The sequence below is a fragment of the Burkholderia gladioli genome, assembly GCF_000959725.1.
Lineage (GTDB): Bacteria > Pseudomonadota > Gammaproteobacteria > Burkholderiales > Burkholderiaceae > Burkholderia > Burkholderia gladioli.
Map to the genome: position 1 here is coordinate 4,330,117 of NZ_CP009323.1, position 24,797 is coordinate 4,354,913.

Sequence of the window (24,797 nt, forward strand, 5' to 3'; positions counted from 1 at the left end):
GCGGCTCACGCCTCGTCCGCGGCCACGCCGATCGATCGGATACCGAAGCATCCCGGCCACGCCACCGACGGGCGCGGCGCCCTGCCCTCAACGCCGCGGCAGGGTCTCGCGCGGCATCTGCTCGTCGTCGTGCATCAGGTAGCGGCGGCCGGCGAGCGGCTGGCGAATCGTGGCGGCCACCTCGGCCTCGGTCACGTGCTCGGCCACCACGCGCCGCGCGATCCTCCCCTCGTCGTCGACCCACTCGACGATCCGGCAGCCGCCCCCGAAGGGTGGCCGGATCGGCTCCGAGACGCGGCAGCCGCGCAGGTTGTAGAGGCGCTGGTCGATGGCTTGCTGGGACGGTTTCAAGGCGGGTCCTTCCTTTCACACCTGCGGGACGCATTGCGGCCAAGCATAGGGGAAAACACCCGCGCGACGAGTTACAGCCGCGCCCTGAAACGTTACATGGAGTTACCGTGCGCGAGCGGCCCGGCGGGCCCTCATTCGAGGCCGCGCACGCGGTCGATGGCCTGCTCGATGCGCTCGACGGCCATCACGGTGAGCCCCTCGATCGGCTGCTTGGGCGCATTGGCCTTGGGAATCAGCGCCATCGTGAAACCCAGCTTGGCCGCCTCGCGCAAACGCTCCTGGCCGCGCGGCGAAGGCCGGATCTCGCCGGCCAGCCCGACCTCGCCGAACACCACCAGGCCCTTCGGCAACGCTTTGTTACGCATCGACGAATGGATCGCCAGCAGCACCGCCAGGTCGGCGGCCGGCTCGGTAATCTTGACGCCCCCCACCGCGTTCAGGAACACGTCCTGGTCGAAGCAGGCGATGCCCGCATGGCGATGCAGCACGGCCAGCAGCATGGCCAGCCGGTTCTGCTCCAGGCCCACCGCCAGGCGCCGCGGATTCGGCACGTTGGCGGTGTCGACCAGCGCCTGCACCTCCACCAGCAGCGGCCGCGAGCCCTCCTGCGTGACCAGCACGCAGGAACCCGGCACCACCTCCTCGTGCTGCGAGAGGAACAGCGCGGACGGGTTGGACACGCCGCGCAGGCCGCGCTCGGTCATGGCGAACACGCCGAGCTCGTTGACCGCGCCGAAGCGGTTCTTGAAGGCCCGCACCAGCCGGTAGGAAGAATGCGTGTCGCCCTCGAAGTACAGCACCGTGTCGACGATGTGCTCCAGCACGCGCGGGCCCGCCAGCGCCCCCTCCTTGGTGACGTGGCCAACCATGATGATCGCGGTGCCCGACTGCTTGGCGATGCGCGTGAGCTGGGCCGCGCATTCGCGCACCTGGGCCACCGAGCCGGGCGCCGAGGTGAGCGCTTCCGAATAGACGGTCTGGATCGAGTCGATCACGGCCACGTCGGGCCGCTCGGCGGCGATCGTGGCCTGGATCTTCTCGAGCTGGATTTCCGCCAGCAGCTTGAGATCGGCGGCGTCGCCGCCGTGATCGAGCAGGGCCAGGCGCTGGGCGCGCAGGGCGATCTGCGCGGCCGATTCCTCGCCGCTGATATAGAGCGCGCGGCGCTGGCTGGCCAGCTGGGCCAGCGACTGCAGCAACAGGGTGGATTTACCGATGCCGGGGTCGCCGCCGATCAGCACCACGCCGCCGGCCACCAGGCCGCCGCCGAGCACGCGGTCGAACTCGCCGATGCCGGTGGAAAAGCGCGGCACGTCGGCCGCGTCGATATCGGCCAGGCGCTGCACCGGCGCGCTCTTGGCGAGCGCCTGGAAGCGGTGCTGCGAAGGGGTTTCGGCGGCCGATTCGACCAGCGTGTTCCAGGCATGGCAGGACGGGCACTGGCCCTGCCATTTCAGCGACTGGCCGCCGCATTCGGTGCAGATATAGACCGTTTTCTGTTTCGCCACGAGCCCGCCCTTATTCCGCGCGCACGGGCACGCGCGATGCGATCGCGCACATCAGCTCGTAGCCGACCGTCGAGCACGATGCAGCGACGTCGTCGATCGGCAGCGCCTGGCCCCACAGCTCGACGCGCGCGCCAATGCCGGCGCCCGGCACCGGCGTGAGGTCGACCGTGATCATGTCCATCGAGACCCGGCCGACGATCCGCGTGCGCACGCCGTCGACCACGATCGGCGTGCCCTCCGGGGCGATGCGCGGATAACCGTCGGCGTAACCGCAGGCCACCACGCCGATGCGCATCTGCGCCGGCGCGACGAAGGCGCCGCCGTAGCCGACCGCCTGGCCCTTGGCGATGTTCTGCACCGCGATCAGCTCGGAGCCGAGCGTCATGGCCGCCTGCAGGCCGGCGCCGGCGATATCGGCGGCGCGCCCCGAGGGCGAGGCGCCGTACAGCAGGATGCCGGGGCGGACCCAGTCGCCGTGGGTTTCGGGATGCCACATCACGGCGGCCGAATTGGCCAGGCTGCGCGCGCCGGCGATGCCCTCGGCGCCGCGCTCGAAGGCCGCCATCTGGTCGGCCACGCCGCGTTCGCCGTCGGCGTCGGCGAAATGCGTCATCAGGGTGATCTGGCCGATGCCCGGGCAGGTGCGGGCGCGCTCCCAGGCGGCACGATACTTGTCCGGCGCGTAGCCGAGCCGGTTCATGCCGCTGTTCATCTTGAGCTGGATGTTGATCGGCTTGGACAGGCGGGCCGTCTCGAGCATGCGCAGCTGATCGTCGTTGTGGACCGTGGTGGTCAGGCTGTAGCGGTCGATCACGTCGACGTCGGTCGAGCGGAAGAAGCCTTCTAGCAGCAGGATCGGCCCCGCCCAGCCCAGTTCGCGCAGCTTCACCGCCTCCTCGAGGTCGAGCAGGCCGAAGCCGTCGGTGCTCCTCAGGCCCGGGAACGCGCGCGCCAGGCCATGCCCGTAGGCATTGGCCTTGACCACCGCCCAGACCTTCGAGCGGGGGGCGAAGCGGCGCGCGGCCGCGAGATTGTTAACAAGTGCGGCGGTGTGAATCGTGGCGGAAATCGGGCGCGGCATAAGGAAATTTCATAAACACGCAGGCGAATCAGCAGCTTACCGCACCTTGTGGGCTCGGTGCCGTGACAAAGCCGGAACGATCGGGGATTCTTGCTAGTCGGATTTGCCGTATTTTCATGATATAAAGCCGTGCGCACAACCTATTTTGCACGGGATAGTCCGATTGCACGGCCCCTGCGGCCGAGCCGCAGCGAGGAAAGCATCGCTTCAGATGAAAAAAGGTTTTTACTCGATCATGGCCGCGCAGTTTTTCTCTTCGCTGGCCGACAGTGCGCTTCTCATCGCCGCCATCGCCCTGCTGAAAGATCTGCACGCGCCGAACTGGATGATTCCGCTGCTCAAGCTGTTCTTCGTCCTGTCCTACGTGGTACTGGCCGCCTTCGTCGGCGCCTTCGCCGATTCCCGGCCCAAGGGCCGCGTGATGTTCATCACCAACTCGATCAAGGTGATCGGCTGCCTGATCATGCTGTTCGGCGCCCATCCGCTGATCGCCTACGGCATCGTCGGCTTCGGCGCCGCCGCGTATTCCCCCGCCAAGTACGGCATCCTCACCGAGCTGCTGCCGCCCGACCGGCTGGTGGCCGCCAACGGCTGGATCGAGGGCACCACGGTCAGTTCGATCATCCTCGGCACCGTGCTGGGCGGCGCGCTGATCAGCCCGCACATCGCCGCCCACGTGATCGCCTACACGCCGGCGGCCATCAACACCCCGGCCGAGGCCGCGATGCTGGTGATCATGGCGATCTACGTGGTCGCCGCGCTGTTCAACCTGCGCATCCCCGATACCGGCGCGCGCTACCCGCAGCAGCAGCACGGCCCCTGGCGCCTGGTCACCGATTTCGCCGACTGCTTCGTGGTGCTCTGGCGCGACAAGCTCGGCCAGATCTCGCTGGCCGTCACCACCCTGTTCTGGGGCGCCGGCGCGACCCTGCAGTTCATCGTGCTGAAGTGGGCCGAGGTCTCGCTGGGCATGTCGCTGTCCGAGGGCGCGATCCTGCAGGCCGTGGTGGCGCTGGGCGTGGCCGGCGGCGCGATGGCCGCGGCCAGCAAGATCCCGCTCAAGAAATCGCTGAAGGTGCTGCCGGTCGGCATCATGATGGGCGTGGCCGTGATGATGATGGCCTTCTACACGCGCGACCTGCTGCCCCATCACTGGGTGCTGCAGGTCGGGCGCATGCACGTGCCCGGCTACCTGGTGGTCGCCTACCTGTTCCTGATGCTGGTCGGCGCGCTGTCGGGCTTCTTCGTGGTGCCGATGAACGCTTTGCTCCAGCATCGCGGCCACGTGCTGATGTCGGCCGGCCACTCGATCGCGGTGCAGAACTTCAACGAGAACCTGTCGGTGCTGGTGATGCTCTGCCTGTACGCCGTGCTGGTCTGGCTCGACGTGCCGGTCGGCGTGGTGATCGTGCTGTTCGGCACCTTCGTCTGCCTGACCATGTGGCTGGTGATGCGCCGCCATCTCGCGAACCAGCGCCAGTTCGACTCGGTCGCGCTGATCGGCGAGAGCCGGCACTGAATTTCCGGATGCGGCGCCTCGCGCGGCGGCACCTGCGGCGCGCCGGGGCAGCCGCGATCGCCGCTCCCTCCGCCATGCCGGCCCGGCCGGCCCCGACGCGATGACCCTCTCCCCGATCCCGCACGCCCTGACCATCGCCGGCTCCGATTCCGGCGGCGGCGCCGGCATCCAGGCCGACCTGAAGGCCTTCTCCGCGCTGGGCGCCTACGGCGCCAGCGCGATCACCGCGCTGACCGCGCAGAACACCCGCGGCGTGAGCGCCGTGCACGCGCCCGAGGCGGCCTTCGTGACGGCCCAGCTCGACGCCGTGTTCGAGGACATCCGCATCGACGCGGTGAAGATCGGCATGCTCGCCAACGCGGCCATCGTCGAGGCGGTGGCCGCGGCGCTCGCGCGCCACGCGCCGCCCTTCGTGGTGCTCGACACGGTGATGATCTCCAAGAGCCGCCACGCGCTGCTGGCGCCCGAGGCGGTGGCCGCGCTGCGCGACAGGCTGCTGCCGCTGGCCGACCTGGTCACGCCGAACCTGCCCGAGGCGGCCGCCCTGCTCGGCTGCGAGGAGGCCGCCGACGAGGCGCAAATGGTCGAGCAGGGCCGCGCGCTGCTGGCACGCGGCGCGCGCGCGGTGCTGATGAAGGGCGGCCACCTGCCCGACGCGGCGCAAAGCCCCGACTGGCTGATCCGCGCCGAGGGCGAATTGCGCATCGACGGCGCGCGGATCCCCGTGCGCCATACGCACGGCACCGGCTGCACGCTGTCGGCCGCGATCGCCGCGCTGCGCCCGCAACGCGCCGGGCTGGCCGACGCGGTGATCGACGCCAAGCACTACCTGGCCGAGGCGATCGCCGCCAGCACGCGGCTCGAGGTCGGGCACGGCGTCGGGCCGGTCCATCATTTCCATCGGTGGTGGTGAGCAGCCGGCGAACGCCTGGCGATGGTCGCTGCCGCGATCGGCCGAATCAAAAAAAACGCCGCGTCGATCGCGGCGTTTTTTATCGTCCCGCGCCGGCGAAGGCCGAGGCTCGCGACGGCCACGCGTCGTCGACCAGGAAGCCGCGCGAGATCTCGTGCCAGGCGCCGTCCTCGCCTTGCGTCAGGGCCGCCACCAGCGACGGCGCCTCGCGTGCCAGGACCGCCTCGAACAGCGCCGGCGCCTCGACCGGCTGCAGCGGGTCGTCCGCCTCGAGCCGACGCGGCGCGAGCCAGGCCAGCCGCGGCAGCACCACCCAGCGCGTGCCGGCCGGCTGGCGCGCGACCAGCGCCGGCCAATCGCCGCGGGCGGCCCAGAAGCCACGCGAATGCGCCACATCGAGCGCGGCCGGCGCCAACGGCTGCGCGCCGTCGCGATAGAACAGCCAGCCCTTCACGAACATGCTCGCGGCCCAGGGGCCGGCCTGCCCGGTGAAGGCGAATTCCTCGCGTTCGGTGAGCGGCAGTTGATGGTCGACCAGGCGCCGGTACTTCAGATCGAAACGATCGGCCAGGTTGGGCCCGACATAGTCGCTCAGCGCCGCCGCGCCGGCCGTGGCCGCGCACAGGTAGCACTTGACGGCCAGTTCCCAGTGCAGCCGCTCGCCTTGCGGGGAGACCAGCAGGAAATCGCATTCGCCGAGCGTGCGCCCGCTCACGCGCACCGGCAGGTTGGCGGCGACCAGGCGCCAGCACGGTGCCTGCGCGGCGAAGAAGGCCAGCAGGGTTTCGGCATAGCGGCCCAGGCGGGTGGGCCGCGCCGCTTCCACGGCCTGCCGCAGCGGCGCCGGGTCGGCGTCGAGCGCGGCCAGCCAGGCCAGCACGCGCGCGGCTTCCTCGCGATCCGCCCAGGGCCGCGCGAGCGGCGCCTCGGCGGAGGCGGCGAGCAGGTCGGCGCTGGCCAGCAGCCAGCCCAGATCGCGCACCGCCGCGTCGCGCAGCCCCACCCACGGTGCGGACCGCGCGGCGTCGGTCATGCGCCGCCCGTGGCCTTGCCGAAGGTATCGCGGGCCAGGCACAGATCGGCCCAGGCCTTCGACTTGTCCGGCAGGCTGCGCAGCAGGTAGGCGGGATGGTAGGAGACGATCACCGGCACGCCCTCGTACTGGTGGACGCGCCCGCGCATCGAGGCAATGCTGCCGTCGGACTTCAGCAGCGTCTGCGCGGCGAAGCGGCCCAGCGCCACGATCAGCTTCGGCTTGACCAGCGCGACCTGCCGCTGCAGGTAGGGCTCGCAGCGCGCGACCTCGTCGGGCTCGGGATTGCGGTTGCCGGGCGGGCGGCACTTGATCACGTTGGCGATGTAGACGTTGTTGCTGCGCTCCAGCGAGAGCGCATGCAGCATGCTGTCGAGCAGCTTGCCGGCCTGGCCGACGAAGGGTTCGCCCTGCTTGTCCTCGTTCTCGCCCGGCGCCTCGCCGACCAGCATCCAGTCGGCCTCGCGATCGCCGACCCCGAACACGGTCTGGGTGCGCTTCTCGCAGAGCCGGCAGCGCTGGCAGTCGGCCACGCGTGCCTCGAGTTCGTCCCAGCCGAGATCGGCGACCGAAGCGAGCGCCGCGGCCGGCTGCGCCGAGGGCAGCGGCGCAGAGCCGGGCGGCGGCGCGTCGGGCGCGGGCGCGAGGTCGAACCAGGAGGGATCGTCGAACGGCGGGGCTTCCTCGGCCGGCGCCTTCATGGCGGGCGCGGGCGGCTCGTCGCGAGCGGCCGGTGCCGCATCGGGTGCGCGCGCAACCATGTCGGGCGCGACGGAATCGGACGGACGCATCGCGCCGGGCGCCGGGCGAAGCGGCTCGCTGACGAATTCAGGCGCGGCGCGCTCCTCGCGCGCGGCCGCCTGAGGCAGCCTCTCATCGGCCCTCGCCGTCGGCGAGCCGGCCAGGATGGGCCGATCGCCGAGCGCCTCCGGGCGCGCCGCCACGGCGGCGCCGGCCTGCACCTCGCCCTCGCCTGCCACGGCCGGTGCCGTCCCCTGCCCGCGCCGCACCCAGCGCGGCCCGAGCCCCATCTCGTCGAGCGCCGAGTCAAGCCAGCTCATGCGTGCCTCCCTGAATATCGAGCGACAGCCGCATCACGATCGCGTCCTCGCGCGTGCGGTGCTTCGCCGGGTAATAGTTCTTGCGGCGCCCGACCACCTCGAAGCCGAAGCGTTCGTAGAGCCGGATCGCACGCGGATTGGACGGTCGCACCTCGAGCAGCATGCCGTCGAGCCGCTCGGCGCGCGCGATGCGCGTCGCCTCGCGCAGCAGCGCGAGCCCGCAGCCGGCATGCTGCGCGGCGGGCGCCACGCACAGATTGAGCAGGTGCATCTCGTCGACCACCGGCATCAGCACGCAGTAGCCGACCAGGGTGCCCGTCACGTGCCGCATGCAGACGCCGAAATAGCCGTTGCGCAGCGAATCCTCGAAGTTGCCGCGCGACCACGGGAATTCATAGGCGGCCTTCTCGATCTCGACCACCTCGTCGAGGTCGGCGTCCGTCATCGGCGCCAGATAACGGTCGGTCATCAGCACGCCGCTCATCGGCCGCCCTCCCGGGCGGCACGCTCGGCGAGCCGCTCGGCGGTGGTCTGCGCGACCTTGTTGCGCACGTATTCGGGCGCGGCCTGGTCGGCCGGCACCACACGGCCGGCGCGAAACGCGCGCAGCGCGAGCTGCGCGACCGGCACCGCGTGCGGCAGCGCCGCGCCGTCGACATGGGCGGCCAGCGCCGCCAGCGGCAGGCGTTCGCCGAAGGCCGCGGCCGCGTTGCCGGCCAGCGTGAACGGTTCGGCGGGCGCAACCAGCAGGCCCGGCGCGTCGAGCGCGGCCGGCTGCAGCGTGCGCCAATCGCCGGCGGCTTCGTCCCAGGCATAGTCGGCCCAGTAGACCTCGTCCATGCGCGCATCGAGCGCGGCCAGCACGCGCGTCGGCGCCGGTGCGCCAGCGGCCAGCGCGTTGAGCCGCGCGTGCTCGGCACAGGCGGCCAGCGTGCCGATCGGCACCACCGGCAAGCCGCGGCCGAAAGCCAGGCCCTGCGCCACGCCGGTCGCGGTGCGCAGGCCCGTGAACGAGCCCGGCCCCGCGCCGAAGGCGATCGCGGCGCAATCGGCCAGCGTGAAGCCGGCTTCGTCGAGCAGTTCGCGCACGGCAGGCAGCACGCGCGTGCTGGAGACGGCGCCCGTCTCGTCGTGGCGGAACCAGATGCGCGGGGCGGTGGAAGCAGGCGCCGCGTCGGAGGCGGCGATCAGGGCGACCGAGCAGAATTCGGTCGAGGTATCGATGGCGAGGAGCACGGTTTGCGTCATGGCCGACATTGTAATGCGGCACCCCGCCGGCACGGGCGTTTCGAAACCGGCGGCCGGCACATCACGATCGGCCGGGGCGGCGGCCAGCCGGTTTGGAAGGATCGCTCGACCCGCCCGGCGGCGACGCTTGCTACCATCTGCCGACCTGAAAACCCCTCGGAGACACCCGATGAGCGATATCCAAGCCCAGTTCGAGCAAGCGCTGGTGGACGTCAAGCAACTGAGCGAGAAGCCCGGCAACATGACCCTGCTGCGTCTCTACGCGCTGTACAAGCAAGGTAGCGAAGGCGACGTCAATGGCGAGAAGCCCGGCTTCACCGACATCGTCGGCAAGTACAAGTACGACGCCTGGGCCGCGCTGAAGGGCACCTCGCAGGAAGAGGCCCAGAAGCAGTACGTGCAGCTGGTGGAAGACCTGAAGAGCGGCGCCGCCTCCTGAGGCACGTCGCCGGCGCCCGCCGCCTCGCGGCTGGTGCCGCCTTGCCCGTGGCACCGGGCGGCTGCCGAATCGCCGCCGAAGCGGGACAAACGTGTAACGAAACGTATCGAATTCGCCGGCATCGCGCCGGCATTTCACAAATACGCCACGATAGCAGTGGCGCGCTGCAGCAAATCCCTCTATAATCCGCTTCGCGTCACGTATGGGCTGGTCATCCAGCCCCGTTTTGACGCCTCGTACGTTTCGCTCCAATCCAGTTTAGAACCTGTCCCCTCCTGCCTCTCTGGGCCCTTCGCGGCCATCAAAGTATCAGGCTGGCGGCGTGTTCGGCGAATTCCGACTTCCGGATCTCCGCCGCGTGCCGCACCCGAAACAGCTTCTAACGCACCCGTGAGTGAGTCTGCGTTCCTCGAACGCGGACGTCTGTCACGTTCCCGATTTGCTCGATGCATTGTCGACTTGGGCATGCACGATTGGCGCCGACGTTTCACCCACCGTGTTTCAAGGATTGATATGACTTCGAGCCAACCCCAAAGCCCGCTCAACGCGATTGCCGACCAGGCACTCGGTCTGACCGACGCCGCTGCCGCGCCCATCGAGGCTGCGCAGCCCGACGACGGCGAACCGAGCTTCGCGTCGCTCGGGCTGTCGCCGGAGATCGTCTCCGCCCTGGAGGCCGCCGGCTACGTGAAGCCGACCCCGGTCCAGCAGCGCGCGATCCCCGCCGGCATCGCGGGCCGCGACCTCCTGGTGTCGAGCCCGACCGGCTCCGGCAAGACGGCCGCCTTCATGCTGCCCGCGATCGAGCGATTCGCGCAACTGCAGAAGACCCAGGCGCAACAACCGCGCGCGCCGCGCGAGCCGCAATCGGCCGACCGCCGCCAGCGTCGCCCGCAGCCGGTGGCCCGCCCGGGCCTGCTGGTGCTGACCCCCACGCGTGAACTGGCGATGCAGGTCACCACCGCCGCCTCGACCTACGGCAAGCACCTGCGCCGCCTGCGCACGGTCAGCATCCTCGGCGGCGTGGCCTATGGCCAGCAGCTGATGCTGCTGGCGAAGAACCCGGAAATCCTGGTCGCCACGCCGGGCCGCCTGCTCGACCACCTCGAGCGCGGCCGCATCGACCTGTCCGAGCTGAAGATGCTGGTGCTCGACGAAGCCGACCGCATGCTCGACATGGGCTTCATCGACGACATCGAGACCATCGTCGCGGCCACCCCGGCCTCGCGCCAGACCATGCTGTTCTCGGCCACCCTGGACGGCAAGATCGGCTCGCTGACCAGCCGCCTGCTGAAGGATCCGGAGCGCATCGAGATCGTCCAGAAGATGGAGGCGCGCACCAACATCGCCCAGACGGTCCACTACGTCGACGACCGCGACCACAAGGATCGCCTGCTCGACCACCTGCTGCGCGACGACGCGCTGGACCAGGCGATCATCTTCACCGCCACCAAGATCGACGCCGACCAACTGGCCGGCCGCCTGGCCGATGCCGGGTTCGAATCGGCCGCGCTGCACGGCGACCTGCCGCAAGGCGCGCGCAACCGCACCATCCGCGCGCTGCGCGAGCGCCGCGTGCGCGTGCTGGTGGCCACCGACGTGGCCGCGCGCGGGATCGACATCCCCGGCATCACGCACGTCTTCAACTACGACCTGCCGAAGTTCGCCGAGGACTACGTGCACCGCATCGGCCGTACCGGCCGCGCGGGCCGCTCGGGTATCGCGGTGAGCCTGGTGCACCACGCCGAACAGGGCGCCCTCAAGCGCATCGAGCGCTTCGTGCGTTCGCCGCTGCCGGTCAACGTGATCGAAGGCTTCGAGCCGCGCAAGGCTCCCCCGCGCAACGGCCCGAGCCGTGGCCGTCCGGGCGGCGGCAACGGCGGTCGCCGTTTCGGCGGCAAGCCGGGCGGCAGCCGTGAAGGCGGCTACGGCGGCGGCAATCGCGAAGGCGGCCGCAGCTACGGCAGCGGCAATGGCGGCGGCTGGAGCGGCAAGCCCTCGAACGGCGGCGGCAACCGCGAAGGCGGCTACGGCGGCAACCGTCGCAGCGACGCCCCGCGCGGCCCGCGTCGCGGCTCGGCAGCCTGAGCCCAGGCGCCTCGCGCGCCCCAGGCAAGACAAGACCGGTGCTTCGGCACCGGTTTTTTTTCGCCCGTCGCTGACATTTCACGATGCGGAAAATTTTTTTGTCTCGTAAAAAATCATGCTGCGTGGCACAAGCCGGGGGATTGCGAGATGGAAAAAGACGTTTCTCATCGCGAAACGAATCATTCAAGCCATTGATTAACAACAAGTAAATATTTTAGAGGAGCCCACCAAAGCCGCTGTTGCCGCGCCGGACGCTTCCCTAGACTCTTATACAAGAGTTCACGAAACGAAGCGCCGGATGCACCGCCCGCCTCGCGATCGCGAACCCAGGACTCGTATCCCTCACCGATTCACGTTCTCAAGGAGACTCATCATGTCGCGTCAACAACAGGCCAAGGCACTGCAGCAGAAGTGGGAAAGCGATCCGCGCTGGAAGGGCATCAAGCGCGGCTACACCGCCGAGGACGTGATCCGCCTGCGCGGCTCGATCGAGGTCCAGCACACCATCGCCCAGCGCGGCGCGGAAAAGCTCTGGAGCCTCATCAACGAGGAGCCCTTCGTCAACGCGCTCGGCGCGCTGACCGGCAACCAGGCCATGCAGCAGGTCAAGGCGGGCCTCAAGGCCATCTACCTGTCGGGCTGGCAGGTGGCGGGCGACGCCAACGTGGCCGGCGAGATGTACCCCGACCAGTCGCTCTACCCGGCCAACTCGGTGCCGCTGGTGGTCAAGCGCATCAACAACACGCTCACGCGCGCCGACCAGATCCAGTGGTCGGAAGGCAAGAACCCCGGCGAGGAAGGCTACGTCGACTACTTCGCGCCGATCGTGGCCGATGCGGAAGCCGGTTTCGGCGGCGTGCTCAATGCATTCGAGCTGATGAAGGCGATGATCGAGGCCGGCGCCTCGGGCGTGCACTTCGAGGACCAGCTCGCCTCGGTCAAGAAGTGCGGCCACATGGGCGGCAAGGTGCTGGTGCCGACCCGCGAGAACGTCGCCAAGCTCAGCGCCGCGCGCCTGGCCGCCGACGTGATGGGCGTGCCGACCGTGCTGATCGCGCGCACCGACGCGGAAGCCGCCGACCTGATCACGTCCGACATCGACGAGAACGACAAGCCTTTCCTGACCGGCGAGCGCACCGTCGAAGGCTTCTTCCGCACGCGCCCCGGCATCGAGCAGGCGATCTCGCGCGGCCTGGCCTATGCGCCCTACGCCGACCTGGTCTGGTGCGAAACCGGCAAGCCCGATCTCGAGTACGCGAAGAAGTTCGCCGAGGCGATCCACAAGCAGTTCCCGGGCAAGATGCTCTCGTACAACTGCTCGCCGTCCTTCAACTGGAAGAAGAACCTCGACGACGCGACCATCGCCAAGTTCCAGAAGGAGCTCGGCGCGATGGGCTACAAGTTCCAGTTCATCACGCTGGCCGGCTTCCACTCGCTGAACTACTCGATGTTCAACCTCGCGCACGGTTATGCCCGCACCCAGATGAGCGCCTTCGTGGAGCTGCAGCAGGCCGAGTTCGCCGCCGCCGACAAGGGCTTCACGGCCGTCAAGCACCAACGCGAGGTGGGCACCGGCTACTTCGACGCGGTGACCCAGACGGTCGAGCGCGAAGCCTCGACCACGGCGCTGCACGGCTCGACCGAGGACGAACAGTTCTTCGACGGCAAGAAGGTCGCCTGAGCCGGTTTCGTGTTCAGCAGGAAGGCGGGGCCGGACGATTCGTCCCGCCCCGCCCGGGCAGCGATCAGGGAGCGATGACGACAAAGGCGCGGTCCACCGCGCCGCGACAGACCACAAGCCGGGCGTGCCATGCACGCGCCCGGCACCGGCGACACCGGGCACGGTATCGCCAGGCCGTTACGAACCGCGCGCCGGCCCTGGCGCGCGGTCTTTCATTCAGGGGCAGCCCGGCTTGCCGGGGCGCCCGTCACCGATAGACGATCACCGGGATTTTCGTATGCGTGAGCACGCGCTGCGTCTCGCTGCCGATCAGCAGGCTGCCGAGCCCGCGTCGGCCGTGCGAGGCCATGAAGATCACGTCGCAGCCGCCGCGCTCCGCCGCCTCGATGATGCCGAGGTAGGGCGACGGATGCAGGCTGGTGCAACTGTCGCAGGCGACGCCGGCGCGACGCGCGCAGCCCTCGACTTCCTCCAGATGCGCGTGCGCCTCGCGTTCGCTGCGCTCGCGGAATTCGGCCGGCGGCTCGACCATCGCCTCGGCCGCGAACGGGGAATACGGATATTGCGGCAGACACGCATAGGCGGTCACGCGCGCGCCGACCGTCTGCGCGAGATCGATCGCGCCGTCGATCGCCTTGCGCGACAACTCGGACCCGTCGGTCGGAACCAGGATGTGCTTGAACATGGCGCCCTCCGTCGATCAAGCCGCGGCAGCCCGCACGACCCGCGGGGGCGCCGTGGCGGCCTCCATCCGATGGATTGTAGGTCGCGGTGGCGGCCGCGCCGCCGTGGCAGAGGGTTCGTCCTGATATCGGAAACGCGGGGCATCGACAGGCGCCGCGCTTTGGATTTAGTCCCCGATCCAACCCCAGATTCGGCGGCATCGCGCCTTGCACGCCCCTCAACCCCAGTAACCGGGCCGCTCGTAGGTGTGCTTGAGAAAGTCGAGGAACAAGCGCACGCGCAAGGGCAGATGCCGGCGCTGCGGGAACACCGCGTGGATCCCGATCGGCGGCGCGGCGAACTCGTCGAGCACGCTCACCAGGCGCCCGGCCGCGATATCGGCGCCCACCTCCCACCAGGAACGCCAGGCCAGGCCATGGCCCTCGAGGCACCACTCGTGCAGCACCGCGCCGTCCGAGCATTCCATCGGGCCGGCCACGCGGATCGAGACGATCTGCCCGTCCTGCTGGAAGGCCCAGCCGCGCTGCTGGTTCGCGTTCGCGGCCAGCGCCAGGCAGTGGTGGCGCGCCAGCTCGTCGAGCGTGCGCGGCGTGCCGGCGCGCGCCAGGTAGGCGGGCGCGGCGACGCACACACGCCGGTTCTCGCCCAGCTTCAGCGAGACCAGCGAGGAATCGGGCAGCTCGCCCAGCCGCACCGCGCAGTCGAACCCCTCGTTGACGAGGTCGACCATGCGATCGGACAGATCGAGCGTGATCGTCACGTCGGGATGCGCCGCGGTGAAGGCCGGCACCAGCGGCGCGACATGGCGGCGCCCGAAGCCGGCCGGCCCCGACACGCGCAGGTGCCCGCTGGCCTTCACGCCGCCGGCCGAGACGCTGGCCTCGGCGTTCTGCATGTCGTGCACGACGCGCTGGCAGTCCTCCAGGAAGGCCGAGCCCTCGAAGGTCAGGGTCAGCTTGCGGGTGGTGCGCAACAGCAGCTTCACGCCGAGCCGCTCCTCCAGCGCGTCGAGCCGCCGGCCGATGATGGCGGGCGCCACGCCCTCGGCATGGGCGGCGGCCGACAGGCTGCCCTTGCCGGCCACCGCGATAAAGGTCTCGATCTGCTTGAAGCGGTCCATGTCTCACGCGGGGAAATCGATGATGCCGGCCAGATTAGGTTGGTAAAAGTAAAAGATCAAGTGATGGAAAGCGTCTTTTCCAACCTCCCGAATCACGAATAGAATCGATTCCGACCTCTACCTGGAGCGCACGGCTATGTCGGCCATAACGACACTCTCCCCCAAAGCCATCCTGTTCGACGCCTACGGCACGCTGTTCGACGTGCACGCGGTGGTCGCCGCGGCCGAGCAACTGTTTCCGGGGCGCGGCGATGCCCTGTCCCAGCTGTGGCGCCGCAAGCAGATCGAATACACCCAGTTGCGCACGCTGTCCGATCCCGAGGGGGCGCGTTACCGCCCGTTCTGGGACATCACGCTCGACGCGCTGCGCCATGCCGGCCGCTCGCTCGGCCTCGAACTCGGCGCGGCCGCCGAGAAGCGGCTGATGGACGAATACGCCTGCCTGTCCACCTATCCCGATACCGTGCCGGCCCTGCGCCGGCTGCGCGAGCTGCCCGGCGCGCCGCGCCTGGCGATCCTCTCGAACGGCGATTCGCGCATGCTCGACATCGCCGTGAAAAGCGCCGGCATGGCGGGCCTGTTCGACCGCGTGCTGTCGGTGGAAACGGTGCGCGCCTACAAGCCGGCCGCGGCCGCCTACCGGCTCGGCACCGAGGCCTTCGGCGCGGCGCCGCGCGAGATCCTGTTCGTCTCCTCGAACGGCTGGGACGCGGCCGGCGCCGGCTGGTTCGGCTACACCACCTTCTGGCTGAACCGCGGCGGCGCGCCGCGCGAGGAACTCGGCGTCGCGCCGGCCGGCACCGGCGCGCGCATGGATGACCTGCTGGCCTTCGTGGCCGGCGCCGCCACCCCGCCGTCACGCCCCGGCCCGGGCGCCTGACGTCGTTTTCCGTTGTCGATTTCGCCTCGCGCATCTCGATTCTCGTAATCCGTTTTCCGCAATTCGCTTTACGCAATTCGCACTGACCGACCAAGGAGAAACACATGACGACCACGCTGAAGCTGCCGCAAGGCATGGCGATCACGGGCGAGATCCGCCCCGGCTACGACGCGATCCTGACGCCCGAGGCGCTCGAACTCGTCGCCCGGCTGCACCGTGCCTTCGAGCCGCGCCGCCAGGAACTGCTGAAGCTGCGCGCCGAGCGCACGCGGCGCCTGGACGCCGGCGAGCGCCCGGACTTCCTCGCGGACACCCAGGCGGTCCGCGACGGCGACTGGAAGGTCGCGCCGCTGCCGGCCGACCTGCAATGCCGCCGCGTCGAGATCACCGGGCCGGTCGAGCGCAAGATGATCATCAACGCGCTGAACTCCGGCGCGGACTCCTACATGACGGACTTCGAGGATTCGAACGCGCCGGTGTGGACCAACCAGCTCGACGGCCAGATCAACCTGTTCGACGCGGTGCGCAAGACCATCTCGCTGGAGCAGAACGGCAAGTCGTACCGGCTCAACGAGCGCGTGGCCACGCTGATCGTGCGCCCGCGCGGCTGGCACCTCGACGAGAAGCACGTCACGGTGGACGGCCAGCGCGTCTCGGGCGGCGTGTTCGACTTCGCGCTCTACCTGTTCCACAACGCGAAGGAACTGCTCTCGCGCGGCTCGGGCCCCTACTTCTACCTGCCGAAGATGGAAAGCCACTTGGAGGCGCGCCTCTGGAACGACATCTTCGTGGCCGCCCAGGAGGCGATCGGCGTGCCGCGCGGCACGATCCGCGCCACCGTGCTGATCGAGACCATCCTGGCCGCCTTCGAGATGGACGAGATCCTGTACGAGCTGCGCGAGCACAGCTCGGGCCTCAACGCCGGCCGCTGGGACTACATCTTCTCGGCCATCAAGAAGTTCAAGAACGACCGCGAGTTCTGCCTGGCCGACCGCTCGAAGATCACCATGACGGTGCCCTTCATGCGCGCCTACGCGCTGCTGCTGCTGAAGACCTGCCACAAGCGCAGCGCGCCGGCGATCGGCGGCATGAGCGCGCTGATCCCGATCAAGAACGATCCGGAAGCGAACGACAAGGCGATGGGCGGCGTGCGCTCGGACAAGGCGCGCGATGCCGGCGACGGTTACGACGGCGGCTGGGTCGCGCACCCGGGCCTGGTGCCGATCGCGATGGAGGAATTCGTCAAGGTGCTGGGCGATCGCCCGAACCAGATCGACAAGCAGCGCGACGACGTGCAGATCGAAGGCCGCAACCTGCTCGACTTCCAGCCGGAAGCGCCGATCACCGAGGCGGGCCTGCGCAACAACATCAACGTCGGGATCCACTACCTGGGCTCCTGGCTGGCCGGCAACGGCTGCGTGCCGATCCACAACCTGATGGAGGATGCGGCCACCGCCGAGATCTCGCGCTCGCAGGTCTGGCAATGGATCCGCTCGCCGAAGGGCGTGCTCGACGACGGCCGCAAGGTCACGGCCGAGATGGTGCGCGAGTACGCGAAGGTCGAGCTCGACAAGGTCAAGCAGGTGGTGGCGGGCGATACCCAGCCCTATGAGCGCGCCGCCGCGATCTTCGAGAGCATGTCCACCTCGGAATCCTTCACCGAATTCCTGACGCTGCCGCTCTACGAGGAGATCTGAGCCTGGCGTGACGCGGACCGGCGACAACCGGCCCGCACCGGAACGAAAAACGGGCGTGCCGTTCGATGTTTGTCGAACGGCACGCCCGTTTTCCTATTGGCCGCGGTGGGCCCGCGAAGGGGCCGTCTCAGCCGGCTTGCAGCTCGGCCGGCATCTGGCGCGCGAGCCGGTGGGCCACCCAGTCGCCCGAGGCGATGCGCGGCCGCTCGGCCACCGAATGCTCGCCCACCGGGTAATAGAGGCAGTCGTAGCGCCGGCCGGCCAGTTCGACCGTGACCTGCCGCGACAGGAACAGGCCGTCGACGCCGGGATAGACCTCCTCGATCTCGTCGAGCACCGGCACCAGACGCTCGTCGATCGCGTAGACGTCGCCGTGCACGTGATCCTCGCCCGCGCCGGGCACCATGCCCGGATAATCGCCGAAGTCGTAGAGCCGGCCGCGCAGCGTGGCCGAACCGAGCAGCCGCGGCGCGCCGATGCCATGCCGCGCGGCGGCGCGGCCGATGTCGTTGATCTCGCCGGCACGCAGCGTGCCGTAGACGAATACGTGGCGCATCCTGATTCCTTCTCCTGTCGAGGCATCGCGGTAACGAGCGGGCGCGGGCGCCGGGGCGCATACCGGGGGCACATCCCGACGTCGACCGCCGTGACCGCCGCGAGTTTCCGGCGCGAGGCGATCATCGCGCAGCCGGGCCGCGCTGTCACCCCCTGCCTCGTATTGAATCGCATGCGGCCGGCAAAACCGGGACAGCGCGCTGCCGGCGCCGCGACCCGCGCGGCAGCGGCAAGGCGCCGCCGCTCATACAATATCGCTTGGTCCAGCCGCCGCGCGTCCGATGAAACCCGCCACTGCCCTCTCCCTCTCCGCGCCGATCACGATCGACATCCCGCCCGAATTCGCGCCGACGCCCGAGCACCCCTTGCGCGTGCGTCCCCGCCCGATGGCGGCCAGCACGCGCATCCCGCAGCACACGCATGCCTGGGGGCAGCTCGCCTACGCCTCGCGCGGCGTGCTGCGCGTGACCACGGCCGGCACCACCTGGATGGTGCCGCCCTCGCGCGCGATCTGGGTGCCGCCGCGCGTGGCGCACGAGATCGTGGTGGTCGAGGATGCCTTCCTGCGCACGCTCTACATCGACGAGACGGCGCTGCCCGGCGGCCTCGACGATTGCCGCGTGGTGGAAGTCTCGGGCCTGCTGCGCGAGCTGATCACCGCGCTCGACGTGCGCACCCTGGCGCAGACGCGCGAGCGCCTGCTCACCGCCCTGATCCTCGACGAGCTGACGCGCAGCGAGCCGCTGCCGCTGGCCGTGCCGATGCCGTCCGAGAAGCGCCTGCGCGCACTGTGCGAGGCCGTGCTCGCGCATCCGGCCCAGGCCGAATCGCTCGATCACTGGGCCGCCAGCGTGGGCGCGAGCACGCGCACCATCGCGCGGCTGTTTCGCCAGGAACTGGGGGTGAGCTTCACGCAATGGCAGCAGCAGGCGCTGCTGGCGCGCGCGATTCCGCTGCTGAACCAGGGACGGCCGATGTCGCATGTGGCCCAGGAGCTCGGCTACCAGAGCCAGAGCGCGTTCTCGGCGATGTTCCGGCGCGCCTTCGGCAAGAGCCCGCGCGCCTTCATGCTCGGCGATGCCGGTGCTCCGACGGCCGACCCTGACGATCCGGCCGCGGCCAGCGAAGCCGCGGCCGCCGCCGATGCGGCCGCGACGACGTTCTCCGAAACAGTCGCCGCGCCCGGCACGCAGCGCGCCGAAGCCCCGCGCAAGCTCAGTTGACCAGCCGCACCATGTGCCGGATCGAGCCGAGCTGCGCGAGTCGCGGCCCGGCGAGCCGGTAGCCCATGCGCAGGTAGAGCTTGGCGGCGGGATTGTCGACGAACACGCGCAACTGCGTCTCGCGCAGGCCGCGCGCCTGCGCCCAGCGATGCGCGGTGTCGAGCAGGTAGCTGCCGGCGCCGAGCCCGCGATGACCGTCGCGGATCTGCACGTCGCGGATATGCAGCGAGTCGCCCTCCTCCGTGATCCGCATCACGCCGACGCGCTCGCCATCGCGCTCGAGGATGAAGTTCTCCGATTCGCACCAGCTCAGGTAGAACAGGTCGGCACGCCACTGCAGGCCATGGCGACGGTAGTAGTCGCCCATGTTGGCGTGCGTGAGCGCTTCGGCGAACTCGAAGTCGTCCGCCTCGGCCGGGCGGAGCTGGAACAGCAGTCTCAGGTCGGTGGGATCGAGCATGGCGTCGAGGAAAATCCCGGATCCTCGTCACGATAGCGCAGCGCGCGGCCGATGCAATGGCGAATTGCCCGATGACGGCGAGAAGAAGACGAAACCCCGGGCGGGACACCGCCGATGACGAAGGCCGGCAAAGCCTCTGAAAAGCAAAAAGCCCGTTCAGGAATGCCTGAACGGGCTTTGCATATCTGGCGGAGCGGACGGGACTCGAACCCGCGACCCCCGGCGTGACAGGCCGGTATTCTAACCGACTGAACTACCGCTCCAGTCTTTTACAGCTCACCGGCAGGCGTCGGTTAATTCCTGCCGGCACATCGATCGAATCTCGAACGACGCCCAATTTGGCGTCCCCTAGGGGATTCGAACCCCTGTACTCACCGTGAAAGGGTGATGTCCTAGGCCTCTAGACGAAGGGGACTGCGTACTGCCATGACTCATTACCTCAACGTTCGGATGGTGGAGGTAAGCGGGATCGAACCGCTGACCTCTTGCATGCCATGCAAGCGCTCTCCCAGCTGAGCTATACCCCCTTGCACCATGAACGCAGGAGCTGCTGACTGCCAACTCCTTTACTACCCTTGCCCTTCAACAATAAAGCCCGTTCAAATGTCAGCCGAACGGGCCTTGCGTATCTGGCGGAGCGGACGGGACTCGAACCCGCGACCCCCGGCGTGACAGGCCGGTATTCTAACCAACTGAACTACCGCTCCAGTCTTTTACAGCTCACCGGCAGGCGTCGGTTAATTCCTGCCGGCACATCGATCGAATCTCGAACGACGCCGAATTTGGCGTCCCCTAGGGGATTCGAACCCCTGTACTCACCGTGAAAGGGTGATGTCCTAGGCCTCTAGACGAAGGGGACTGCGTACTGCAACTTCTACTGCTTGCACCTTTAACGATAAAGCCCGTTCATCGAACAGCCGAACGGGCTTTGCGTTTGGTGGCGGAGCGGACGGGACTCGAACCCGCGACCCCCGGCGTGACAGGCCGGTATTCTAACCAACTGAACTACCGCTCCACACATTCGTCACGACAAACCTGCGCTGATCACGCTCGGCCCGCCTGCTTCGCACCAATCGGGCACGACGCGATGACTGGCGTCCCCTAGGGGATTCGAACCCCTGTACTCACCGTGAAAGGGTGATGTCCTAGGCCTCTAGACGAAGGGGACAAAATCTTCTCAGACTCTGTCTTGCTGCTGGCCCTTGCTGTTTGCGCATTCAGCAAAGACCGAGATTCTTACTGGTTTTCAGCAGTTTGTGAAGGATTTTTTCAAACCGCTTCACCGCCGACACTTCAACCAGACTACTGCAAAAACCGTTCTGTTGGTGGAGGTAAGCGGGATCGAACCGCTGACCTCTTGCATGCCATGCAAGCGCTCTCCCAGCTGAGCTATACCCCCTTGCAGAACAGAAACGAGATTATAGAGAGCACCCCAGAGTTTGTAAATACCCTTTTTATCGGAATCGCAAAATTTTTCATCCCGCGATTCCCTCGAAAGCCGGCCGGAAACACCGGCCCGCTCCGAGGCGCTCCCTCACCTCAAACAGCGAGGCGCGAGATTACGACATTTCGATCCAGCAGGGCAAGCACCGCGTCGAGCGAGGGTGTATGCGTGGTGCCCACCACCAGCAGGCGCACCGGCATCGCCAGTTGCGGCATCTTCAGGCCATGCTCGGCGAGCGTGGCCTTCAGCGCGGCCGCGATGCCTTCCTTGCTCCACTCGGCCGTCTTCAACGCCTCGGCAAGACCCGCCAGCGCCGGCTTAACCGCATCGGTGACGCGCTGCGCGAGTTCCTCCGCGTCCGGCGCCGGCACGCGATAGAACATCGCCGCGCCGTCGACGATCTCCTTCACGGTGGAAGCACGATCCTTCATCAGGCCGATCACGCCAGGCAGGTCCGCGCCGTTCGCGAGCGTCGCCTCGTCGATGCCGAGCGCGGCGAAGAAGGGCTTGGCCAGCTCGGCCAGGCGGGCATTGTCGGCTTCCTTGATGTAGTGGTTGTTGAGCCAGTTGAGCTTGTTGTGGTCGTACTGCGCCGGCGACTTGCCCAGGTGCTCGAGGTCGAACCAGGACACGAACTGCTCGCGCGAGAAGATCTCGGCATCGCCGTGCGACCAGCCCAGCCGCGCCAGGTAGTTGAGCACGGCCTCGGGCAGGTAGCCCGCGTCGCGATAACCCATCACGCTCATCGCGCCGTGGCGCTTGCTCATCTTCTCGCCCTGCTCGTTCAGCACGGTCGGCAGGTGCGCGTAGACCGGCACCTCGCCGCCCAGCGCGCGCAGGATGTTGATCTGGCGCGGCGTGTTGTTGACGTGGTCGTCACCGCGGATCACGTGGGTGATCTGCATGTCGAGATCGTCGACCACCACGCAGAAGTTGTAGGTCGGCGTGCCGTCGGGACGCGCGATCACCAGGTCGTCGAGCTCCTCGTTGGAGATCTCGATCCTGCCCTTCACCGCGTCGTCCCATACCACCGAGCCCGTCAGCGGATTGCGAAAGCGCAGCACCGGCTGCACGCCGGCCGGCGGCTCGGGCAGCACCTTGCCCGGCTCCGGGCGCCAGGTGCCGTCGTAGCGCGGCTTCTCGCCGGCCTCGCGCTGGCGCTCGCGCAGCGCATCCAGCTCCTCGGTCGACATGTAGCAGGGATAGACCAGGCCCTTCTCGAGCATCTGCGCGAGCACCTCGCGATAGCGGTCCATGCGCTGCATCTGGTAGAACGGGCCCTCGTCGAAATCGAGATCGAGCCACTTCATGCCCTCGAGGATCGCGTCGACCGAAGCCTCCGACGAACGTTCGAGATCCGTGTCCTCGATGCGCAGCACGAAGGCGCCCTGGGTGCTGCGCGCGAAGGCCCAGGGATAGAGGGCCGAACGGATGTTGCCGAGGTGGATGAAGCCGGTCGGGCTCGGAGCGAAGCGGGTACGGACAGGACGGGTCATGGACGGTAACTCGATGGCCGCTCGCGCGGCCCGGATGGCAAACGACGCGGCGACGGCGCGCGGCGGGCGATACGGCCGGACGCGGTCGGCGACGGGAAGAAAGATCGGGAATTATAACCGCCGACGGCGCGCTTCCGGGCATGCCCCCGGCCGTTCGGCCAGGTCGCGGCGCCCTGCACGCAGGCCCGCCGTGCGACATGACAGGCGCTCGCGGCCCCGCCCCGGGCCCCTTCGCACAAGCTTCACGCGTCTTCGCCGCCCGCTTGTGCCGCCGCCCGGCCGCTTGCTTTATGATGTGCGCGCCGCGGCAGGTCCGCCGCGCGCAAGGCCGCCCGCGCGCCCGCTCGGCACGCGCCGCCTCGCCCTTCGCCGCGCCCTCGCGCGCGGCCGCCCCCGTCTGCCGGAGAAAGCCCCGATGTCGTCGTCCCCCCGCCTGTCCCGTCGCCAGTTTTCCCTGGCCGCGATGTCCGCGTCGCTGGCCGCGTGCACCTCGTTCGGCGGCAAGTCCGATGCCGGCAAGACGCCCCCGCCGCCGGTGGCGACCACCCAGCCGCGCCGGCCGCTGAAGGTCGGCATCGCGCTGGGCGGCGGTGCCGCGCGCGGCTTCGCGCATATCGGCGTGCTCAAGGCGCTGGAGGCACGCAGCATCCCGATCGACCTGGTGGCCGGCACCAGCGCGGGTTCGGTGGTCGGCTCGCTGTACGCCTCGGGGCTGAACGCCTTCGACCTCAACAAGCTGGCGCTCACCATGGACGAGGCCTCGATCAGCGACTGGGCCCTGCCCTGGCGCTCGCGCGGCCTGCTGATGGGCGTGGCGCTGCAGAACTACATCAACAAGACGCTCAACAACCGGCCGATCGAGAAGATGACGCGCCCGCTGGGCATCGTCGCCACCGACCTGCAGAGCGGCCAGCCGATCCTGTTCCAGCGCGGCAACACGGGCCTGGCGGTGCGCGCCTCGAGCAGCGTGCCCTCGGTGTTCGAGCCGGTGCGCATCGGCAGCCGCGAGTACGTCGACGGCGGCCTGGTGAGCCCGGTGCCGGCCTCGTTCGCGCGCAAGATGGGCGCCGACTTCGTGATCGCCGTCGACATCTCGGCGCGCCCCGAGGGCGCCGCCACCGGCAATCCGATCGAGCTGCTGCTGCAGACCTTCACGATCATGGGCCAGACCATCAAGGCCTACGAGCTCGACAAGTACGCCGACGTGGTGATCCGCCCGAACCTGGCGGCGATGAGCGCGAGCGACTTCACGCAGCGCAACGCGGCGATCCTGGCCGGCGAGGAAGCGGCCGCGAAGATCATGCCGGAGCTGCAGAGCAAGCTGGCGGCCGCGCAGGCACGCGCGAGCGCCTGAAGGCGCCTGTCGAGCCGCCCGGGGCCCAGCGCGCTCCAGGGCGCCTCGCGGCCCGGCACGCGACGCTCACCCCGCCCGGCCCGCCGCCATCCCCTTTCCGAAGCTCCAAAGCAAAAACCCCGGCTCCTTGCGGAAGCCGGGGTCGGCCATGCTTGCCTGCCGCGGTGCGGCGATCAGTTGCCCGGCGTGAAATCCGCCGCGTTGCCGCCGATCGTCGCGCTCACGCGCTGGCGCAGGTCGTCGGGCTTGGTCGGGAATTCCGACTCGAGCCGGCGCGCGCCGGTGAAGCGCTTTTCCCAGTAGCTGCTGTCGAGATCGTCGACGCGGATCGTGCTGCCCGTCGAGGGCGAGTGCACGAACTTGTTGTCGCCGATATAGATGCCCACGTGCGAGAAGGTGCGGCGCATGGTGTTGAAGAACACCAGGTCGCCCGGCTTGAGCTCGCTCATGCGGACCTTCTCGCCGACGCGGCTCATTTCCTCGGCGCGGCGCGGCAGCGACATACCGAGCGTGTCCTGGAACACGTAGCGCACGAAGCCACTGCAATCGAGACCCGAATCGGGGGAATTGCCGCCCCAGCGGTAGCGCACGCCGATCATGTTCAGCGCGCCGACCACCACGTCGCCGGCCTTGCCGGCCATGCCGGAGAGGAACGACTTGGCGCCGCCCGTGCTGGCTGCCGGGGCGCTGGCTTGCGGATTCTGGGTGGAGGAATTCGACCCGGACTGGGTCGAGAATGCGACATTCTGATTAAAACTGCCGGCTTCGTCGGCGAACGCGCCGGGAGCCGCAGCAATCAGGACGCCGACAAACAGCCCGGCGACGGCGCGCGTACATACCTGGGTGAGGGAGCGGTGCTGCATCGGTCGGTAATTTTGTGCTTAAAAATCAGGTGATTGCCGGAAATTTCGGTCGATACTAGCCAGACGGTATTTGTTTGTCAAAATGAATTGAAAAATTCA

At 68.7% G+C, this 24,797-nt stretch carries 22 protein-coding genes and 8 tRNA genes; 9 read left to right on the forward strand and 21 right to left on the reverse strand.

What is annotated here, in order from left to right; translation table 11 throughout:
• Positions 1-87: 87 nt before the first annotated feature.
• The 3 genes from BM43_RS35970 to alr form a co-directional block, all read right to left on the reverse strand.
• Positions 88-351, reverse strand: coding sequence for a DUF2866 domain-containing protein (locus tag BM43_RS35970; RefSeq protein WP_013698532.1), 264 nt, complete (start codon positions 349-351; stop codon positions 88-90).
• Positions 352-482: 131 nt separating this feature from the next.
• Positions 483-1,859, reverse strand: coding sequence for a DNA repair protein RadA (radA, locus tag BM43_RS35975; RefSeq protein ID WP_036050846.1), 1,377 nt, complete (start codon positions 1,857-1,859; stop codon positions 483-485).
• Positions 1,860-1,869: 10 nt separating this feature from the next.
• Positions 1,870-2,940 carry an alanine racemase gene (gene alr, locus BM43_RS35980; RefSeq protein WP_036050844.1) on the reverse strand — a complete coding sequence of 357 codons (1,071 nt, stop codon included), beginning with the start codon at positions 2,938-2,940 and terminating at the stop codon, positions 1,870-1,872.
• A gap of 211 nt (positions 2,941-3,151) precedes the next feature.
• Between alr and lplT the strand changes: the two genes are divergently transcribed.
• Entirely contained in the window at positions 3,152-4,459 is a 1,308-nt protein-coding gene (lplT, locus tag BM43_RS35985) for a lysophospholipid transporter LplT (RefSeq protein WP_013698535.1), read from the forward strand.
• 100 nt (positions 4,460-4,559) lie between these two features.
• On the forward strand, positions 4,560-5,372 hold the full coding sequence (gene thiD / locus BM43_RS35990) for a bifunctional hydroxymethylpyrimidine kinase/phosphomethylpyrimidine kinase (protein ID WP_036050843.1): 813 nt from the start codon (positions 4,560-4,562) through the stop codon (positions 5,370-5,372).
• A 79-nt stretch (positions 5,373-5,451) separates the two neighbouring features.
• Here the strand turns inward: thiD and BM43_RS35995 are convergent, their stop codons facing one another.
• Genes BM43_RS35995 through tsaB form a run of 4 tightly spaced genes read right to left on the reverse strand, consistent with a single transcriptional unit; the run spans position 5,452 to position 8,723 of the window.
• Positions 5,452-6,405: a DUF1853 family protein gene (locus BM43_RS35995; RefSeq protein WP_036050840.1), complete on the reverse strand. Its 954-nt coding sequence runs from the start codon at positions 6,403-6,405 to the stop codon at positions 5,452-5,454.
• Positions 6,402-7,466, reverse strand: coding sequence for a uracil-DNA glycosylase (locus tag BM43_RS36000; protein WP_036050838.1), 1,065 nt, complete (start codon positions 7,464-7,466; stop codon positions 6,402-6,404). Before BM43_RS36000 ends, BM43_RS35995 begins: the two co-directional genes overlap by 4 nt.
• Entirely contained in the window at positions 7,453-7,950 is a 498-nt protein-coding gene (gene rimI / locus BM43_RS36005; protein ID WP_013698539.1) for a ribosomal protein S18-alanine N-acetyltransferase, read from the reverse strand. Before rimI ends, BM43_RS36000 begins: the two co-directional genes overlap by 14 nt.
• Positions 7,947-8,723 (reverse strand): tRNA (adenosine(37)-N6)-threonylcarbamoyltransferase complex dimerization subunit type 1 TsaB, encoded by a 777-nt coding sequence (gene tsaB / locus BM43_RS36010; RefSeq protein ID WP_036039827.1) that lies wholly within the window; start codon positions 8,721-8,723, stop codon positions 7,947-7,949. The genes rimI and tsaB overlap by 4 nt, the downstream gene beginning before the upstream one ends.
• A 160-nt stretch (positions 8,724-8,883) precedes the next feature.
• Here tsaB and BM43_RS36015 point away from each other — a divergent pair, with 160 nt between their 5' ends.
• From BM43_RS36015 to aceA, 3 genes are all read left to right on the forward strand, one after another.
• Positions 8,884-9,153, forward strand: a complete 270-nt coding sequence (locus BM43_RS36015; RefSeq protein ID WP_013698541.1) for an acyl-CoA-binding protein — start codon at positions 8,884-8,886, stop codon at positions 9,151-9,153.
• A gap of 513 nt (positions 9,154-9,666) precedes the next feature.
• Positions 9,667-11,241, forward strand: coding sequence for a DEAD/DEAH box helicase (locus BM43_RS36020; protein ID WP_013698542.1), 1,575 nt, complete (start codon positions 9,667-9,669; stop codon positions 11,239-11,241).
• 373 nt (positions 11,242-11,614) lie between these two features.
• The gene (aceA, locus tag BM43_RS36025) at positions 11,615-12,922 is read left to right on the forward strand and encodes an isocitrate lyase (RefSeq protein ID WP_013698544.1); all 1,308 of its coding nucleotides are present in this window, start codon (positions 11,615-11,617) and stop codon (positions 12,920-12,922) included.
• Positions 12,923-13,169: 247 nt separating this feature from the next.
• On the opposite strand, the gene BM43_RS36030 is transcribed toward aceA, so the two are convergent.
• On the reverse strand, positions 13,170-13,607 hold the full coding sequence (locus BM43_RS36030; RefSeq protein WP_025099312.1) for a universal stress protein: 438 nt from the start codon (positions 13,605-13,607) through the stop codon (positions 13,170-13,172).
• Positions 13,608-13,823: 216 nt separating this feature from the next.
• Complete coding sequence (locus BM43_RS36035; protein ID WP_036050834.1) at positions 13,824-14,726, reverse strand: LysR family transcriptional regulator; 903 nt, start codon at positions 14,724-14,726, stop codon at positions 13,824-13,826.
• Positions 14,727-14,862: 136 nt separating this feature from the next.
• Between BM43_RS36035 and BM43_RS36040 the strand changes: the two genes are divergently transcribed.
• Together BM43_RS36040 and aceB are read left to right on the forward strand one after the other, a co-directional pair.
• Complete coding sequence (locus BM43_RS36040) at positions 14,863-15,606, forward strand: haloacid dehalogenase type II (protein ID WP_017920954.1); 744 nt, start codon at positions 14,863-14,865, stop codon at positions 15,604-15,606.
• Between the two features lie 104 nt (positions 15,607-15,710).
• The gene (aceB, locus tag BM43_RS36045; protein ID WP_036050830.1) at positions 15,711-17,303 is read left to right on the forward strand and encodes a malate synthase A; all 1,593 of its coding nucleotides are present in this window, start codon (positions 15,711-15,713) and stop codon (positions 17,301-17,303) included.
• A gap of 127 nt (positions 17,304-17,430) precedes the next feature.
• Here the strand turns inward: aceB and BM43_RS36050 are convergent, their stop codons facing one another.
• On the reverse strand, positions 17,431-17,859 hold the full coding sequence (locus BM43_RS36050; RefSeq protein ID WP_036050827.1) for a gamma-glutamylcyclotransferase family protein: 429 nt from the start codon (positions 17,857-17,859) through the stop codon (positions 17,431-17,433).
• 280 nt (positions 17,860-18,139) lie between these two features.
• Between BM43_RS36050 and BM43_RS36055 the strand changes: the two genes are divergently transcribed.
• On the forward strand, positions 18,140-19,081 hold the full coding sequence (locus BM43_RS36055) for an AraC family transcriptional regulator (RefSeq protein ID WP_036050825.1): 942 nt from the start codon (positions 18,140-18,142) through the stop codon (positions 19,079-19,081).
• Here BM43_RS36055 and BM43_RS36060 read toward each other — a convergent pair.
• The 10 genes from BM43_RS36060 to gltX all read right to left on the reverse strand — a co-directional run bounded on the left by BM43_RS36060 (position 19,074) and on the right by gltX (position 22,481).
• Entirely contained in the window at positions 19,074-19,541 is a 468-nt protein-coding gene (locus BM43_RS36060) for a GNAT family N-acetyltransferase (protein WP_036050823.1), read from the reverse strand. The genes BM43_RS36055 and BM43_RS36060 overlap by 8 nt on opposite strands.
• Before the next feature lie 186 nt (positions 19,542-19,727).
• Positions 19,728-19,804 (reverse strand) — tRNA-Asp (locus BM43_RS36065).
• A gap of 76 nt (positions 19,805-19,880) precedes the next feature.
• Positions 19,881-19,956 (reverse strand) — tRNA-Glu (locus BM43_RS36070).
• Positions 19,957-19,992: 36 nt separating this feature from the next.
• Positions 19,993-20,068, reverse strand: a tRNA-Ala gene (locus BM43_RS36075).
• 103 nt (positions 20,069-20,171) lie between these two features.
• Positions 20,172-20,248, reverse strand: a tRNA-Asp gene (locus BM43_RS36080).
• A gap of 76 nt (positions 20,249-20,324) precedes the next feature.
• A tRNA-Glu gene (locus tag BM43_RS36085) sits at positions 20,325-20,400 on the reverse strand.
• 79 nt (positions 20,401-20,479) lie between these two features.
• A tRNA-Asp gene (locus BM43_RS36090) sits at positions 20,480-20,556 on the reverse strand.
• Between the two features lie 77 nt (positions 20,557-20,633).
• Positions 20,634-20,709, reverse strand: a tRNA-Glu gene (locus BM43_RS36095).
• A 155-nt stretch (positions 20,710-20,864) separates the two neighbouring features.
• Positions 20,865-20,940 (reverse strand) — tRNA-Ala (locus tag BM43_RS36100).
• A gap of 140 nt (positions 20,941-21,080) precedes the next feature.
• Positions 21,081-22,481, reverse strand: a complete 1,401-nt coding sequence (gltX, locus tag BM43_RS36105; protein WP_036050820.1) for a glutamate--tRNA ligase — start codon at positions 22,479-22,481, stop codon at positions 21,081-21,083.
• Between the two features lie 415 nt (positions 22,482-22,896).
• On the opposite strand from gltX, the gene BM43_RS36110 reads away from it, so the two are divergent.
• Positions 22,897-23,835 carry a patatin-like phospholipase family protein gene (locus tag BM43_RS36110; RefSeq protein ID WP_036050817.1) on the forward strand — a complete coding sequence of 313 codons (939 nt, stop codon included), beginning with the start codon at positions 22,897-22,899 and terminating at the stop codon, positions 23,833-23,835.
• 173 nt (positions 23,836-24,008) lie between these two features.
• Here BM43_RS36110 and BM43_RS36115 read toward each other — a convergent pair whose 3' ends face one another.
• Entirely contained in the window at positions 24,009-24,698 is a 690-nt protein-coding gene (locus tag BM43_RS36115) for a C40 family peptidase (RefSeq protein ID WP_013698554.1), read from the reverse strand.
• Between the last annotated feature and the right edge of the window lie 99 nt (positions 24,699-24,797).

Bases quoted from the DNA above. Each gene is read 5' to 3' on its own strand.
- alr (WP_036050844.1), bottom strand. From the start codon at position 2,940: ATGCCGCGCCCGATTTCCGCCACGATTCACACCGCCGCACTTGTTAAC.
- lplT (WP_013698535.1), top strand. From the start codon at position 3,152: ATGAAAAAAGGTTTTTACTCGATCATGGCCGCGCAGTTTTTCTCTTCG.
- thiD (WP_036050843.1), top strand. From the start codon at position 4,560: ATGACCCTCTCCCCGATCCCGCACGCCCTGACCATCGCCGGCTCCGAT.
- BM43_RS35995 (WP_036050840.1), bottom strand. From the start codon at position 6,405: ATGACCGACGCCGCGCGGTCCGCACCGTGGGTGGGGCTGCGCGACGCG.
- BM43_RS36000 (WP_036050838.1), bottom strand. From the start codon at position 7,466: ATGAGCTGGCTTGACTCGGCGCTCGACGAGATGGGGCTCGGGCCGCGC.
- rimI (WP_013698539.1), bottom strand. From the start codon at position 7,950: ATGAGCGGCGTGCTGATGACCGACCGTTATCTGGCGCCGATGACGGAC.
- tsaB (WP_036039827.1), bottom strand. From the start codon at position 8,723: ATGTCGGCCATGACGCAAACCGTGCTCCTCGCCATCGATACCTCGACC.
- BM43_RS36015 (WP_013698541.1), top strand. From the start codon at position 8,884: ATGAGCGATATCCAAGCCCAGTTCGAGCAAGCGCTGGTGGACGTCAAG.
- BM43_RS36020 (WP_013698542.1), top strand. From the start codon at position 9,667: ATGACTTCGAGCCAACCCCAAAGCCCGCTCAACGCGATTGCCGACCAG.
- aceA (WP_013698544.1), top strand. From the start codon at position 11,615: ATGTCGCGTCAACAACAGGCCAAGGCACTGCAGCAGAAGTGGGAAAGC.
- BM43_RS36030 (WP_025099312.1), bottom strand. From the start codon at position 13,607: ATGTTCAAGCACATCCTGGTTCCGACCGACGGGTCCGAGTTGTCGCGC.
- BM43_RS36035 (WP_036050834.1), bottom strand. From the start codon at position 14,726: ATGGACCGCTTCAAGCAGATCGAGACCTTTATCGCGGTGGCCGGCAAG.
- BM43_RS36040 (WP_017920954.1), top strand. From the start codon at position 14,863: ATGTCGGCCATAACGACACTCTCCCCCAAAGCCATCCTGTTCGACGCC.
- aceB (WP_036050830.1), top strand. From the start codon at position 15,711: ATGACGACCACGCTGAAGCTGCCGCAAGGCATGGCGATCACGGGCGAG.
- BM43_RS36050 (WP_036050827.1), bottom strand. From the start codon at position 17,859: ATGCGCCACGTATTCGTCTACGGCACGCTGCGTGCCGGCGAGATCAAC.
- BM43_RS36055 (WP_036050825.1), top strand. From the start codon at position 18,140: ATGAAACCCGCCACTGCCCTCTCCCTCTCCGCGCCGATCACGATCGAC.
- BM43_RS36060 (WP_036050823.1), bottom strand. From the start codon at position 19,541: ATGCTCGATCCCACCGACCTGAGACTGCTGTTCCAGCTCCGCCCGGCC.
- gltX (WP_036050820.1), bottom strand. From the start codon at position 22,481: ATGACCCGTCCTGTCCGTACCCGCTTCGCTCCGAGCCCGACCGGCTTC.
- BM43_RS36110 (WP_036050817.1), top strand. From the start codon at position 22,897: ATGTCGTCGTCCCCCCGCCTGTCCCGTCGCCAGTTTTCCCTGGCCGCG.
- BM43_RS36115 (WP_013698554.1), bottom strand. From the start codon at position 24,698: ATGCAGCACCGCTCCCTCACCCAGGTATGTACGCGCGCCGTCGCCGGG.